This is a genomic window from Clostridia bacterium (assembly GCA_017410375.1).
Classification (GTDB): domain Bacteria; phylum Bacillota; class Clostridia; order RGIG6154; family RGIG6154; genus RGIG6154.
In genome coordinates this window covers 1-15,829 of the sequence record JAFQQW010000062.1, presented here as the reverse complement: position 1 = coordinate 15,829, position 15,829 = coordinate 1, and the positions used below count along the sequence as shown (strand labels likewise).

The window sequence follows — 15,829 nt, the reverse complement described above, 5'->3', positions numbered from 1 at the left end:
TCAGCGTGTCGATAAACCTATCGACACGCTGTAGACTTAAGAAAAAGGAAGTTATATTTTGTCAATTTGAATTCGTCGGCGTACAGAGGTACGGTAGAGTTCAAATTGACAAAAAGCAAGCAATGGAGCGGAATCCTCGATGGATTCCGCTCCGTTTAACATGCGTTCTGTTTACGGGATGCTTCACTTCGTTCAGCATGACAAAAAACGCGAACGTAGTGAGCGCTCGTGAAAAGTATTTCAAGAAAACTTTTCACGAAAAAGGAACAACAGACCGAAAAAAGTGCCGTACAAGAAGTACGGCAAATAAAAAGGTCTTGTTGTGACGATGCGGTAGAACGACTTTTTCGACAGTCTGAAAGGACTGTCAATCGGACAGTCCTTTGTTTTTGTATTGAAAGGGCGTTGAACCCACATAGGATTTAAAGGTTTTTATGAAGTAAGAGCAGTCTGAAAAACCGCATCTGTAGCAGGTATCCGTTACAGAAAAGCCTTGGTCCAGAAGTTTTTTTGCCGTTGCGATTTTTTTGATACGGATATAGGTGTTTACATTAATTCCTACATATTTTTTGAAAATGGAGGATAGATACGGCGGCGAGATATAGAATTGCTTTGCCAATTCTCTTACCGTGTCAACGGTTTCAACATTTAAACCGATATAGGTCAAAATATCACGAACCAGTGGCGGAACACCTGAAGAATTTTCCGGTCCGGGCCGTGTTTCTTTTAAAATAGCATTGGAAAGTATACCGATAAACTCTAAAATCAACCCCGCGGAGCGAAGTGTTGAGGCTTCGTTTTTTTCTTGTTCTGAAAGTGTACTTAATTCGTAAAGCAGTTTTAGGACTTGTTCTTTTTCGTTTGCTGCGAGCGGAACTTTGGGATGTAAAGATTTATGCAAAAAGGGTAAAAGCGGATCAAACCCATAGTTTAAAAAAGCTGAAAGCGGAAACAGCATATAAAATCGTTCGTATGAGCATGGTTTTGTAAAAACAGGCGTGTGAATTTCGTAGGGCGAAATGGCAAGCACATCGCCGGGCGTTAAATGCATGCGGTCATCACCGACTATGTAGTCGGCATCGCCTGAAATATAAATATAAAATTCCACACAGTCATTAAGATGCAGAGAAAACTCCTGCGGTTGAATGGCTGTTTTTTTGTGAGCAAAGCGGATTGAGGCATTTGAATTGAAAAAATCAATGGACAGATTTTTTGTAAAAAAACACATAATATTAAAAAACTCCTATTTTTTATTAAAAATATTACAGAAATAAAAGATATTTTATGTTATTATACAGCTATAAAGTAAAATTGTCAACAGAAAGGACGATTGAGAGTATGTATATTTCGGTTTTTACAGACGAACTGAAAAAAGAAGTAACCTCTGTTTTGCCTGTTTTTGCGGAGTGGGGCATGAAATACGTGGATTTCCGAGGCCTGATTAACGGCATGCCCATTGAAAAGCAATCTGAGACACAGCTTAAAGCGCTGAAAGCACAGTTGGATGATTTGGGACTGAAAACAGGTGTGATTCAGTCTTCGCTTTGCAAGGTGCATCTGCCTGATCAAGAAAGGCAGAACATGGAAATGGAAAAGTTGGAGGGCATTATTCGTGCATCCGAAATTTTAGAATGCAGGCTTGTCCGTTCCTTTAATTTCTGGCAGCACAAAATGGATGATCCGGATTTAGGTGCACTTGCGGTGCGCCCCGACGAGCTGTCTAAAGTGCTGGAAATGTTTTATCCTTTTGCAAAAAGAGCAAAGGAAGCAGGGCTTGTGTTAGGCTTTGAAAATTGCGGACAGACGCCTGATGAAGTTATTACCTTTTTAGAAGCATTAAACATTCCCGAATGGGGCATGGCATGGGACATTTCCAATATGTTTGAAATCTTGCCCGAGGCGCAGGGGGATTGTGTGGACTATTTTACAAAGGCTTTAAAATATGCAAACATGCTTCATGTAAAGTGCCGAGGCGTGCTTCCTGAGGTAGATGCGAAAAAAGTACCCTGGGACAGAGTGTTACGAGGTGCGCTTGCAACCGGTAAGGACATGCCTGTGTCCATTGAAACGCATCTTCCTGTCGAAACAAAAGCGGTTATGGACGAGCAGGAAGCGACAAAGCGTTGCTTCAATCACATCAAAAAGGTGTGGCCCGAAAGTGCACCCGGGGATATGAAGGAAGCACTTGCGGTAACCAATACTTTTGAAAGGCCCTATAAGGATAACCCCGTAAAAATGGTGGTTGTAGGCCTTGGAAAGGGCAAAGACCGATGTAAGGAGATTGAAAAAATCAGCGGGATAAAAATTGTCGGTGTTTGCGATATTATCGGAGAAAAAGCAAAAGCGGTGGGCGAGCAGTATCATGTGCCCTACAGCACCGACGTTGATGTGTTTTTAAATGACCCCGAGGTGGAAATGGTGTATGTGGTAACCACCACGGGTACCCATTGCCAAATCGCCCAAAAGGCGTTAAGGGCAGGGAAGCATGTCCTTGTGACCAAGCCCATGGATGTAAATTATGAAATCTGTGAGCAAACCGCAAAACTTGCAAAAGAAAAGAATTTGTTGTTTGCCTGTGATTTCGACATGCACTTCCGCGGTGCACTTACAGAGTTGAAATCCGCAACAGAAAAAGGCTTTTTCGGTAACCTGAAATCTGCAAATATTATTTTGAATATTTTAAGAACACCGCAGTATTTTGAAACCAACGGGCATTGGCGAGGTACCTGGGCATTAGATGGCGGCGGGGCACTCAGCAATCAGGGTATTCATGAAATCGACCGCATTCTGACTGTTTTCGGAATGCCCGAAAAGGTGAGATGCACTACCTATAAGCAAACCCACGATATCGAGGCGGAGGATCTTGGAATTTGCGAAATGGTATTCAAAGATGGCTTTGTGGCACGGTTTTCTTCCACCACTTCCTATCCTGCTTCAAGCTGGTATTCCCGTGTGGAGGTTTACGGCGACCAGGGTGCATACCTTTCTACTTCCGGTGGTCCCGAGGGAAATCATACATACTGGTGGCAGACCGGCAAATGGAGTGAGGAAGCACCATACCCGTTTAAAAAGGAATGGGTGATTGCGGCAGACAATTTTGCGAACGCTGTGCGCACGGGCGAACCGCTTGTGGTAACGGCAGAAAACGGTGTTTTATCCCGTTATGTGCTGGATAAATGCTACGAAAGTGCAAAAAATGACGGGAGCTGGGTTGAGATATGCCATATATAATTGCACAGATTTTCGGTACAATGGCGATTGTGTCATCGCTGATTATTTATTCCAGAAAAACCAAAGACCAGCTGATATTTTTTAAATCCTTACAGGATTTATTCTGGGTTGCACACTATTTGCTGATATCTGCATATTCTGCGGCGGCAACAAACGGACTTTGCTTTGTAAGAGAGTTTGTGTTCAGCCATATAAAAAACAAAAAATATGATAAAATTCTGCTTGCTGTTTTTCTTTGCTTATATCTTCTGTCGGCTTGCTTTACCTGGAAAAATATTTTTAGTATTTTCCCTGCGGTAAGCTCATCTGTATCCACGGTTGCATTCTGGGTGAAAAATCCGCGGAGCACCAAAAAGCTGTCTATTGTGGCGGCAAGCTGTACACTTTTGTATAACATCATGCTTGCACAATCTGTTTCGGTGTATGTGGGTGTCGCATTTACTATTTGTACCTCTGTCTTTTCTCTTTTGAAAAAAGAACAATAAATATTAAAAAGAACATTTTTGCAATACGCAAAAATGTTCTTTTTTCTTGCATTATACGTCTGTTTATGGTACAATAATATGAATAGGTATTTTTATTTTGAAAAAAGGAGGATGGCACATGTTTGAACTGGTATCATCCTATAAGCCTGCAGGCGATCAGCCTGAGGCGATTGCACAGCTTACAGAAGGCTTAAAAGACGGCTATGTGGGTCAGACCTTGCTGGGTGTAACCGGCTCGGGAAAAACCTATACAATTGCAAATGTCATTGCAAACATCAACCGTCCCACTTTGGTGCTTGCACACAATAAAACCTTGGCGGCACAGCTTTGCACGGAATTTAAGGAGTTCTTTCCCAACAACGCGGTAGAATACTTTGTTTCGTACTACGATTATTATCAGCCCGAGGCTTACATTGCGCAAACCGATACCTTTATCGAAAAGGACGCGTCCATCAATGACGAAATCGATAAGCTACGCCACAGTGCTACGGCTGCTCTGTTTGAACGCAGAGATGTCATTATTGTGGCATCGGTTTCTTGTATTTACGGCTTGGGTGACCCGGAGGATTATATCAAAATGGGTCTTTCGTTGCGCACAGGCATGCGGCGGGAGAGAGAGGACATTATCGCAAAGCTTGTGGATATGCGCTACGAGCGGAATGACATTGATTTTTCCCGAGGTAAATTTCGTGTGCGCGGAGATGTTATTGAAGTGTTCCCCGTAAATTCCAACGAAAGCTCCATACGCATTGAGCTGTTCGGGGACGAAATTGACCGTCTTTGTGAAATCAATGTGGTAACGGGCGAAGTGACGGGCGTGCGGAATCACGTTGCCATTTTCCCGAAATCCCACTATGCGACCACTCAGGAAAAGATGGACAGAGCAATTGTAAATATTGAAAAAGAATTAGAAGAACGCATTAAATTCTTTCAGGACAATAACAAGCTTTTAGAGGCGCAGCGTATTGAACAGCGTACGCGTTATGATATTGAAATGATGCAGGAAACGGGTTTTTGTCAGGGAATCGAAAACTATTCAAGGCACATCAGCGGAAGAGCGACCGGCTCTGCCCCCTATACCCTGTTAGACTATTTCCCCGATGATTTTCTGCTTGTCATTGACGAGGCACATGTAACCGTACCGCAGGTGCGTGCCATGTTTGCAGGTGACCGCTCCAGAAAGGATTCGCTTGTGGAATACGGGTTTCGTCTGCCCTCGGCGTACGACAACCGTCCGCTTACCTTTAACGAATTTGAACAGAGAATCGGACAGACCATATTTGTAAGTGCAACTCCTGCCCAGTACGAACGGGAGCATTCCGAGCAGATTATTGAGCAGGTTATCCGTCCCACGGGACTTTTAGACCCCGAGATAGAAGTGGTTAAAACCAAAGGACAGATTGACCATCTGCTTTCCGAAATACACAATCGAACCGAGAAAAAGCAAAGGGTGCTTGTAACAACCCTCACCAAGCGCATGGCAGAAAGTCTTACCACTTTCCTGGAAGAGGCAGGCGTTCGGGTGCGTTATCTGCACTCGGATGTCAAGACTATAGAGCGCATGGAAATTGTGCGCGATTTACGTCTTGGCGAATTTGATGTTTTGGTGGGTATCAACCTTTTGCGCGAGGGCTTAGATATTCCCGAGGTGTCCTTAGTTGCAATTTTGGATGCAGACAAGGAAGGCTTCTTGCGAAGCGAAACCTCGCTGGTACAAACCATTGGCCGTGCGGCACGAAATGCCGAGGGTAAGGTGATTATGTATGCAGACGAAATCACAGACAGTATGCGCCGTGCGATTGATGAAACCAATCGCCGACGTAAGATGCAGATTGAATTTAATGAAAAGCACGGTATCGTGCCCAAAACGATTGTAAAGGATGTCCGCGAAATTATCGAAGCCACCGCGGCACCCATTGTGCCGACCGAAAAGGTGGACCCGAAGGACAAGGAAAAAGTAATCAAACAATTGACAGAGCAAATGCGCGAAGCGGCGAAGAATTTGCAGTTCGAGCGTGCCGCAATGTTGCGTGACAAGATACAGGAGTTGAATGCAGATGGCGTTTAAAAAAATATCCGTTAAAGGTGCAAAGGAACACAACTTAAAAAATGTGGATGTGGAAATCCCAAGAGATAAATTTGTGGTTATCACAGGTCTTAGTGGTTCGGGCAAGTCATCCCTTGCCTTTGATACCATTTATGCGGAGGGGCAGAGACGGTATATGGAGTCCCTTTCTTCCTATGCCCGTATGTTTTTAGGGCAAATGGAAAAGCCGAATGTAGACTATATCGACGGTCTTTCACCTGCCATTTCCATTGACCAGAAGACCACCAGTAAAAACCCCCGTTCTACTGTGGGTACCGTAACCGAGATTTATGACTATCTGCGTTTGTTGTATGCGAGAATTGGTACGCCCCATTGTCCCGAATGCGGAAAGGAAATTACACAACAGTCGGTAGACGAAATTGTGGATAAAGTGCTGGAAATGGAAGAGGGAACCCGTTTTCAGGTGCTTGCACCTGTGGTGCGCTCACGAAAGGGCGAATATACCAAGGTGTTTGAGGATGCCCGAAAAAGCGGTTTTGTCCGCGTGCGCGTAGACGGCAACATGTACGAGTTGACCGACAAAATCCCCATGGAGAAAAACATCAAGCACAACATTGAAATTGTGGTCGACCGCCTTACGGTGCGCAAAGATAACCGCACCAGACTGACAGACTCTGTGGAAACTGCACTTAAAATGGCAGGGGACTTGGTGATTGTTGATGTAATCGGCGATACCGAGTATCTTTTCAGCCAGAACTATGCCTGCCATGATTGCGGTATCAGCATTGCGGAGCTTGCACCGCGTATGTTTTCCTTTAACAGCCATTTCGGTGCATGTCCCGAGTGTACGGGGTTAGGGACTATGCTTAAAATCGACCCCGACCTGATAGTGCCCGATAAGAAGAAAACGTTGAGAGAGGGCGCGATTGTTGCCAGTGGTTGGAATACCACTACCGAAAACAGCATTGCCATGATGTATTTTAACGGTCTTGCGGCACATTACGGTTTTTCGGTAGATGTTCCTTTTAAAGATTTGCCGAAAAAAGCGCAGGAGGTTGTGCTTTTTGGCACAAACCGCGAAAAGGTAAAATTTGAATACGAGCGTGTGTACGGTGGCGGTATGTTCCATTCCGCTTTTGAAGGGGTTGTGGGAAATTTAGAGAGAAAATACAGAGATACTACCTCCGAATATGCCAAGGCGCAAATGGAAGAGGTTATGACCTACATGACGTGCTCTGCCTGCGAAGGCAAGCGTCTGAAAAAGGAAACGTTAGCGGTTACTGTAAACGGCATGAATATATTTGAGCTGACGAATCTTTCGGTTAACAAAGCATTGAAATTTGTGGAAGAACTGGTACTTACCCCGACCCAGGAAAAGATTGCACATCAGATTTTAAAGGAAATCAAAGCAAGACTTGGCTTTTTGGTGAATGTGGGATTGGATTATATCACCCTTGCCAGAGCCGCAGCCACCCTTTCGGGCGGTGAGGCACAAAGAATCCGTCTTGCAACCCAGATTGGTTCCAGTCTGATGGGCGTTTTGTACATTTTAGACGAGCCGAGTATCGGTCTGCACCAAAGGGATAACGGAAAGCTTATTCAGACCTTGAAAAATTTAAGGGATTTGGGTAATACGGTGCTTGTGGTAGAGCATGACGAAGAAACCATGATGGAAGCGGATTACATTGTAGACGTAGGCCCCGGTGCAGGGGTGCATGGCGGTGAAATCGTTTGTGCAGGTACCATAAAAGACATCATGAACTGCAAAAAGAGTATTACGGGACAGTATTTAAGCAAGAAAAAGCAGATTGAAGTGCCTTCAAACCGAAGAAGCCTTACCGACGCATGGCTTACGGTAAAGGGTGCGAGTGAAAACAATTTAAAGCACATTGACGTGTCTTTCCCGTTAGGGGTTATGACGGTTGTGACCGGAGTTTCCGGTTCGGGTAAAAGCTCGCTTGTAAACAGTATTTTGTACAGAGTTATGGCAACCGAGTTGAACGGTGCCCGTAAAAAGGCAGGTAAATATGATGAAATCTTAGGACTGGAGCAGCTTGATAAGGTGATTAACATTGACCAGTCACCCATCGGCAGAACGCCCCGTTCCAATCCTGCAACCTACACGGGACTGTTTAATGATATCAGAGAATTGTTTGCTACCACACAGGATGCGCAGGCACGCGGATACAAGGCGGGCAGATTCAGCTTTAACGTAAAGGGCGGACGGTGTGAGGCTTGTACCGGTGACGGTATCTTGAAAATCGAAATGCACTTTTTGCCCGACGTATTTGTGCCTTGTGATGTGTGTGGCGGTAAGCGGTATAACCGTGAAACCTTAGAGGTGCGTTACAAAGGCAAAAATATCTATGAGGTTTTGGAAATGACGGTGGAGGATGCGGAAGCCTTCTTTGAAAACCAGCCCAAAATCAAGAGAAAGCTGACTACGTTACGAGAAGTTGGCTTAGGCTATATCAAGTTAGGACAGCCTGCAACCACCCTTTCGGGCGGTGAGGCACAGAGAGTCAAGCTTGCCACCGAGCTTTCCAGAAAAAGCACCGGCAGAACTGCATATGTATTGGATGAACCCACAACGGGCTTGCATACTGCCGATGTGCATAAGCTTTTGGAGGTGTTACAAAAGCTGACAGACGGTGGAAACACGGTCATTATTATTGAACACAACTTAGATGTTATCAAAACCGCGGACTACATCATTGATATGGGTCCCGAGGGCGGTGACAAGGGTGGCACGGTTGTGGTACAGGGTACACCCGAAGAGGTCGCAAAATGCGAACAATCCTATACAGGGCAGTATCTGAACAAAGTGTTGTGATATGGGGGGACGCCTTATGACAAAAGTGAACACACAAAAGCCGATTCAGCTGATTACATTGTTTAATCTGATTGGTTTTTTTGTGCTGTGGCTTTTTTATGACAGAAGCTTTGAAATGGTTATATACGGCGTTGCAGTTGTCGGGTTGATATGGGTTGCTTATTTTTTCTTAAGCAGCATGTCTATGGATGACCAATATATTTTCCTGATTGTATCCATGCTGTTTTCCATAGGCATCGTCATGATTTTCAGATGCAGTAAGACAAGCGGTCAGAATCAGACATTGTGGTTTGCCGTGGCACTGGTTGGATTTTTTGTGTCCTATCTTATCGTGATGCGTGCAAAATGGATTGCTAAAATCGGGTACGGATTCTTTTTTCTGGCGGTTGCACTGTCTCTTTTTACCATGATTTTTGGTAAGGATACTACCGGGACGGGTGTTAAAAACTGGCTTGTATTCGGACCGTTCAGCATTCAGACCACCGAAATTGTAAAATATCTTGTTCTGTTTATGCTGGCAGACCGTTTTCAGAATCCGAAGCGGTATCAGCTTTTCGGACAGCAGGAGGGGATTATAATGTCCGGGGCGGTGTATGTTGTGCTGGGTATTATGGTTCTTCAAAAGGAATTGGGTACCATTTTGGTTATCTTTTCCACTTACATTGCCATGCTGTATCTCTTTAATGAGAAAAAATGGATTATCTTAGCAAACATTGGTATTATTGCCGTTGGTGCGCTTGTTTTGTATCTGTTTAAGGATTCGCTGTTTCAGTCGGTTTACAATACTTTTATGCGTCGTGTGGTACTCTGGCAGGATTTATGGGAATTGAATCCGCATGAGGTGAACGGAGCCGGTGAACTGATGCAGTCTATGTTCGCCATCGGCTCGGGCGGATTTTTCGGCACGGGGATCGGTCTTGGCTCTCCAACCAGCATTTCCACCATCGGTGCTGAGAAATCTGACTACATTTTTGCCTCTGTCTGTGAAGAAATGGGGGTTATGATTGGTGTTGCCATTGTAATGCTGTTCTTTTTGCTGATGTACAGAGGCTTGCGACTGTCTTTGAATATCAAGCATAAATTCTATCGTACAATCGGTGCGGGCATTTGTATTATGTTTGGCTTCCAGACCTTTATCATTATAGGCGGCGTAACAAAGCTGATTCCCATGACAGGCATCACGTTGCCGTTTGTAAGCTATGGCGGCAGCTCGCTGGTGGTTGGCTTTATGGCAATCGGCTTTTTGGAAGGCGCGGCAAACAAAACAGACGAAACCGCAAAGGCTATTGCCAAAAAGAAAAATCCCGGGCTTATGGCGGGGGCAGATCTGATTGGGGATGAGCGGTATTCACACAGCATCTACCGCATGACGGAGGAAGAGGATGCGGAATTTGTACCGGTGGATTTCGGAACGGAGAGGTTCGATGAAAAAGCAGTCTGGACAGAAGATGACCTGGCTTATGAAGAGGAATATGAAGCACAAAGGTCATCTGACGGAGTGTTTTTCAGAGGCGGAGACTTAACCGACAACGTTACAAACGATGTATCTGAAAGAAAAACACCGGAGCCGAAGGATGGAACAGCGGAACCGTTGCCGGAACACAAAAAGAAAACGGTGACAAATGAGTTCTTTACCGGCGGAGGTGATTTGTAATGGCAAAGAAAAAAAGCGAGGGCTATCAGGAAAGTGCAAGATTCATCCGTATTTTGTTTGTCATTGGTTTGCTTACGGTGGTTTTGATTGGGTATCTGGTTCATATCGAGCTTAAGGGAAAGCATGCTTATCTGGAGCATGATTACAACAGACGGTGGAATCAGAATATTCTGCGTGGTCGCATTTTATCGCAGGAGGGAACAACGCTTGCATGGAATGAGTGGAACTCTGAAACAACCCAGGAAACCAAGTATTGTGCGGATGCCGAAATTTTTGCACAGCTGATTCAGGCAAACTGTGCCGGAGTAGAAATGGATTTTGATTCTAAGCTTCGGGGCAGGGAGGAATATTTTACTTACGGACATAACAAGGAAGGCGAAACCGTTCATATGACTGTTTCGGAAAGATTGCAGAAAAAAGCGGCAGAGGCGTTCAATCAATACAGACCAAACAATTTAGGTGCGGTGGTTGCTATGAATCCGAAAACAGGTGAGATTCTTTGCGCGTACAGCCATCCCAAACAAGGAGAGGAACTGTTCCGTAATATTGCCATGGAAGCAGGCAAGGAGCCGGGCTCGACCTTAAAAACCTTTTGGGCGGCAGTTTCGCTGGAGGAAGACAGAGAGCTTTCAGATTTTAACGCGCGCGGTTCGTATGCAGGGGTCGGGAACTCGGTCACACCGCCTGCAACCGTGAATGTGGAACAGGCGTTGAAATATTCTGTAAACAAGTATTTTGCATATCTGGCAGATCAGAAGCTTGGTATGGAGCTGATGCGGGAATATGCTGAAAAACTGTATATAGGAAAACCTCTGGAGATAGACGGTTATGCGGCAACCATCAAGGCAGAGTTTGGTGTGGAGGCGGCTCGTATGGGTATCGGCCAGGGCGGTATCAGTGTTTCGCCTTTGCACATGGCGATGATTTGTTCGACCATTGCAAATGACGGTGTATTGATGAAGCCGTATATGATTTCTGAGTCTGTTCGCTTCAATGGTGAAAGCACATATGAACAACAGCCAGAGGTTTTACAGCGGGTGTTTAGCGAAAATACAACCGAACGGGTAAAAAACGGCATGATTGCTGTTGTGAATGAAAGTGGCGGTACCGGCTCGAATGCAAGAATTTCGGGTGTTACGGTTGCAGGTAAAACAGGTACATCTGAGGGAGCGGGCGAAAATGATGCCTGGTTCATCGGTTTCGCACCGGCAGACAACCCCGAAATTGCGGTGGCGGTTTTTGTAGAGGATGCAGGTGCCGGTGGCTATTCGGCGGCACCTATTGCAAAAAGTGTAATGGAATATTGGTTGTACCAAGCGAAATAATATGAGGAGTAACAAGCGGCTTTGAATTACAATAAACTTAAAAAATATGTCTGGTGTCTGGTTGCTGTTTTGGCGGTTTTGGTTCTTGTAACAGGTATTTTAGTGCAGTTTAAGCCGGTTGCCAATACGCAAACGGTTGTCCAAACCGAGCAGACTTCGTTAAAAATCGAAAATGACGAGGCTGTGCCAAACAGAAAAGCACCTTTATTCTTGCAGGTTTTCAACCGACAAAGCGCGGTGATGCAAATGACACCCCGTGCGGTTTCGGATGCGAAAATTGGCGAAATTTTTGAGAAAAACATGCCGGACCGTGCAGGTGCGGTGGTGGTTTTAAATCCCAATACCGGTGAGATTTTAAATGCATATTCTCACACATCGGGAAGTAGAAATATTGCTTTTTCAGGGAATTATGCTTCCGGCTCTACCATGAAGGTGCTTTGGGCGGCGGTTTCGGTGGAAGAAGACCGCGAGCTTAAGGATTTTGAAAACCCGGGTGTGTATGCAGGCATTCCGAATGCAGGAGATGTGCCGAATCTGGTCAATCTGAAGGACGCACTTAAATATTCGGTGAATACATATTTTGCGTGCCTGGCAGACACAAAACTGACCGATGCGCTGATGCATGAATATGCAAAAAAATTCTATATGGGTAAGCCTCTTTTGGTAGAGGGGACAGACACCATTATTACATCGCAGTTTGGTGGTGGCAGACCTGCCTTGGGCATCGGTCAGGGCGCGCTTGCCATTTCACCTTTGCATATGGCGATGGTGTGTGCAACCATTGCCAATGACGGTGTTCTGATGATGCCGTTTATGAAAAGCGAAGGCAGATTGGAATCTCCGGTGCAGGATTTTTACAGGCAAAAGGCTGTAAGAGTTTTCAGTCCCGAGACAGCAGAGCGGGTCACCGAGGGCATGATTGCGGTTGTGAATGAAGAAGAGGGCACCGGGGTCAAAGCAAAAATTGACGGGGTGACGGTAGCAGGTAAAACCGGCACGGCACAAAACGAAACCATGGGTCGTTCAAACTTAGACCACACCTGGTTTATCAGTTTTGCACCTGCGGAAAATCCGCAGATTGCTCTGGCGGTGTTGGTGGAATACAGCGGTATGAGCGGTGGCGATGCGGCAGCACCCATTGCAAAGGATGTTATAAAATATTATCTTGATTTGGAGGATACACAATGAACGGTTTAACAAAAGCAAACACAATACTTAAAAACGAATTAACGAACAAAATTACGGATGTTTTGCATTCTTTTGCCTATGATGAAGTGGCAGGGGATGTGAAAACGGCTCTGGCAGATTGCCTGCCACCTGTACGCTATTACACCAAAGGAACATTTTTGTTGACCGTTGTGCTGGACGGGGAAAGCAATTTGTTGGCAGACGCGGAAATGGCGGCAATGGCAATCAATGCCATGTTGGGCATGGAAATTGAACATCCCGACATTCGTCTGAATCACGGTAAGCTGAACTTTGATATAAAAGGCGAACTGTCTGCACTGGATGCAGTGGAAGAGGACAGCGACGACTTAGATGATTTGTATGCTTTGGCAGATTTACTGGATGGATATGATTTGGCATCCTTTGTTTCGGTGGACTTAACCGCGCCCGTTGAAGGGGACAGTATTGCCTTTTCGGGCTATGCAGGGGACACCAAGCTGATCAGCTACGAGCGCAAAGGCAAAACCGCAACCATGGTGTTTGATTTGCTTTCTGCGGTTACCTTTAAGCTTGGTAACAAAGAATTAAAAGACCCCATTCCGGTGGTGCTTGTGGCATCCGATATGGCAGATAATGCCTATAAAGTGGCGTTCGGCTTGCGTCAGCAGGGGTTAAAGGCAGAGGGGTATGTTTCGGGCGGAAGCATGTATGCGGCAGAGGAATACTGCGACTTAAAAGGTATCCCGACCCTTTTGTGGGTGACCGAAACCAAAGTCATTATGAAAAATATCCAGTCGGGCGAAACGGCTGAAACAACACTTGATAAATTGCTTGGCAAATAAAAAACAAGTGATGTGCTTTAGCACATCACTTGTTTTTGTTTCGTTGTCTTATTTTTTTGAAAAACTCCTGCATCAGCCCGGTGCAGGCGGTTTCCTCTACACCGGAGGTGACCTCGGTGGTGTGATTTAACAGGTTCATGTTCAGCAGGTTCAGATGGGTACCGCAGACACCGCTCTGGGGATTGGGCGCGCCGAATACCACGCGGTCAATGCGCGCATTGATGATGGCACCAGCGCACATGGGGCATGGCTCTAAGGTTACATAAAGGGTAGTGCCCGAAAGGCGCCAGTTGTTTTCTTTTTTGCAAGCCTTGCGGATGGCAATCAGCTCGGCATGTGCTTCTGCCGACATATTCTTTTCCCGTTTATTATATCCGCGTGCGATGACTTTTCCGTCCTTTACCAGCACCGCTCCGATGGGCACTTCGCCCATTTCAGCAGCTTTTTGGGCTTGCTTTATAGCTTGCTTCATGAATTTTTCGTCCATACTTTCACCTCTACGATAAGTAGAATACCATATTTTTTGTTTTTTGTAAAGAGGGGTTGACAAAAGAGTGGGTTTGGGGTAGAATAAGGTGAATTTCAACGGAGGTGGCTTGTATGAAAATCATGTTCGGGTCAGATGTGGCGCTTTACAAAATGAATGAATTTCCGGGCGTTGACAAAGTAAAAGAAGCGATGGCGGAGCCTGCAGAGGTATTGCATAGTGCAGATTTTTCCATGATTAATGCAGAGTGTGTATTCGGCAAAGCAGAAGATGGTGAACCCATTCCGAAAACCGGTCCGAATCTTGCGGCGGATGAGGAATTTGTCGCATATATTGATGCGTTAAAGCCCGATATTTTAGGCATGGCAAACAATCACAGCATGGATTTCGGGGCAACCGTGTTTCACTCCAGCCGTAAGCTTTTGGAAAGCAAGGGCTATACCTGCATCGGCGCGGGAGACAATACCGCTGAAGCCTATAAGCCTGCGGTTTTGGAAAAGGACGGTATGAAAATTGCAATCATTGCGGTTTGTGAGAATGAATTCGGTGCCGCAACAGCTACCGAATGCGGTACGGCAGGCTATAGCTTAGGCGAATGCAGCCGCGCGATTTTCAATGCGTTAAAGCAAGGGCAAAAGCCTGTTATGTACTTCCATGGCGGTAACGAATACAACCCATTTCCGTCTCCCATGAAAACAGAGCTTTACCGTCATTTCATTGATATCGGTGCAGAAGCGGTTATTGCGATGCACACCCATTGTCCGCAGGGGTTTGAAATGTATAACGGAAAGCCGATTGTGTACAGCATGGGCAATCTGTTCTTCCCGTATGATTTTACAAGAGAAAATCAAAGCTGGTATTACGGCTACATGAGCGAGGTGGACTTTTCGGAAGAGGGCGTAGGTCTTAACATTCATCCTTATACCTTTACAGCGGAAAAAATCACGATGTTAAAGGGTGAGGAAAAAGAAAAATTCATGAAATATATGGAGTGCTTAAATGAGCCTTTAGACAAGCCTGAGGAGATACAGAAATGGTTTGATGCGTTCTGTACTACACAAGCTCACTATGTAAACAGCATGCACCACTATGTGCGTGAATTCTTCGCAGACGGCAACCGTGAAATCCGCGATTTTCTGGCGGTTAAGAATCTGTTTAACTGCGAAGCGCATAACGAGCTGGTACGTCGTTGCCTGAATCTGGTTTATGAAAACAAATTAGAAGCTTCCAAAGAACGCGTACCGCTGATTAAAAAATTACAGAATATTGAATGTATATAAAAACAACCTGAGCAAAGCTCAGGCTGTTTTTCATTTAAGAAGCTCAATCATTTGCTGTTGTAAATCTTCTAAGAATTTGTTGCAGATGGGATAGTCGTCAAAACGAAGGTCGCGTTTTGCGGCTTTGTCAATCATCTCAACGACCTTTTCTTTGCCGATTTTTTGTGCTAAGGCATCACAAATTCTTATATCCTGCATCGCCTGATAGGTTACCTCACCGCGTATGGAGTTGTAAGCACCGGTTTTGGACGGATACAGAATGTACCCATCACCCGAGGGGAATGAGCCATCGGAAGACGTGGTCAGATACGGGTCAATGGTGTAAATGGAATGGGCAGTGTTATAAAAGTTTAAGCCCCAGTGCAAAAAGCCTTTTATATCGTACTTAAAAAGCTGAAGTCCCAGAATCCGCACACGGGCAGAGGGGATAGAAAGAAAGCTGTTGGTGAATGTATATATCGGACCGCAGCAGTAGTAT

The 15,829-nt window shown here is 45.3% G+C and carries 12 protein-coding genes; 9 read left to right on the top strand and 3 right to left on the bottom strand.

All coding sequences use genetic code 11. The annotated features are described in order from the left end of the window. Positions 1-367: 367 nt before the first annotated feature. Positions 368-1,228 (bottom strand): helix-turn-helix domain-containing protein, encoded by an 861-nt coding sequence (locus IJE10_10360; GenBank protein MBQ2968507.1) that lies wholly within the window; start codon positions 1,226-1,228, stop codon positions 368-370. Positions 1,229-1,338: 110 nt separating this feature from the next. Here IJE10_10360 and IJE10_10355 point away from each other — a divergent pair, with 110 nt between their 5' ends. From IJE10_10355 to IJE10_10320, 8 genes are all read left to right on the top strand, one after another. Further along, positions 1,339-3,231, top strand: a complete 1,893-nt coding sequence (locus tag IJE10_10355) for a Gfo/Idh/MocA family oxidoreductase (protein MBQ2968506.1) — start codon at positions 1,339-1,341, stop codon at positions 3,229-3,231. Next, entirely contained in the window at positions 3,219-3,716 is a 498-nt protein-coding gene (locus tag IJE10_10350; protein MBQ2968505.1) for a YgjV family protein, read from the top strand. Before IJE10_10355 ends, IJE10_10350 begins: the two co-directional genes overlap by 13 nt. 118 nt (positions 3,717-3,834) lie before the next feature. Further along, entirely contained in the window at positions 3,835-5,784 is a 1,950-nt protein-coding gene (uvrB, locus tag IJE10_10345) for an excinuclease ABC subunit UvrB (GenBank protein ID MBQ2968504.1), read from the top strand. Next, positions 5,774-8,596 carry an excinuclease ABC subunit UvrA gene (gene uvrA, locus IJE10_10340; GenBank protein ID MBQ2968503.1) on the top strand — a complete coding sequence of 941 codons (2,823 nt, stop codon included), beginning with the start codon at positions 5,774-5,776 and terminating at the stop codon, positions 8,594-8,596. The genes uvrB and uvrA overlap by 11 nt, the downstream gene beginning before the upstream one ends. 16 nt (positions 8,597-8,612) lie before the next feature. Then, positions 8,613-10,250: an FtsW/RodA/SpoVE family cell cycle protein gene (locus IJE10_10335; protein ID MBQ2968502.1), complete on the top strand. Its 1,638-nt coding sequence runs from the start codon at positions 8,613-8,615 to the stop codon at positions 10,248-10,250. Continuing rightward, positions 10,250-11,575, top strand: coding sequence for a penicillin-binding protein 2 (locus IJE10_10330; GenBank protein ID MBQ2968501.1), 1,326 nt, complete (start codon positions 10,250-10,252; stop codon positions 11,573-11,575). Before IJE10_10335 ends, IJE10_10330 begins: the two co-directional genes overlap by 1 nt. Positions 11,576-11,596: 21 nt before the next feature. Next, positions 11,597-12,763, top strand: coding sequence for a hypothetical protein (locus IJE10_10325; GenBank protein ID MBQ2968500.1), 1,167 nt, complete (start codon positions 11,597-11,599; stop codon positions 12,761-12,763). Next, positions 12,760-13,584 (top strand): hypothetical protein, encoded by an 825-nt coding sequence (locus IJE10_10320; GenBank protein MBQ2968499.1) that lies wholly within the window; start codon positions 12,760-12,762, stop codon positions 13,582-13,584. The genes IJE10_10325 and IJE10_10320 overlap by 4 nt, the downstream gene beginning before the upstream one ends. Positions 13,585-13,609: 25 nt before the next feature. Here the strand turns inward: IJE10_10320 and tadA are convergent, their stop codons facing one another. Further along, positions 13,610-14,071, bottom strand: a complete 462-nt coding sequence (gene tadA, locus IJE10_10315; GenBank protein ID MBQ2968498.1) for a tRNA adenosine(34) deaminase TadA — start codon at positions 14,069-14,071, stop codon at positions 13,610-13,612. Between the two features lie 113 nt (positions 14,072-14,184). Here tadA and IJE10_10310 point away from each other — a divergent pair, with 113 nt between their 5' ends. After that, on the top strand, positions 14,185-15,351 hold the full coding sequence (locus tag IJE10_10310; GenBank protein ID MBQ2968497.1) for a CapA family protein: 1,167 nt from the start codon (positions 14,185-14,187) through the stop codon (positions 15,349-15,351). Positions 15,352-15,381: 30 nt separating this feature from the next. Here IJE10_10310 and IJE10_10305 read toward each other — a convergent pair. Continuing rightward, on the bottom strand, positions 15,382-15,829 hold a 448-nt coding region (locus IJE10_10305; protein ID MBQ2968496.1), incomplete at its 5' end, for a DUF4091 domain-containing protein.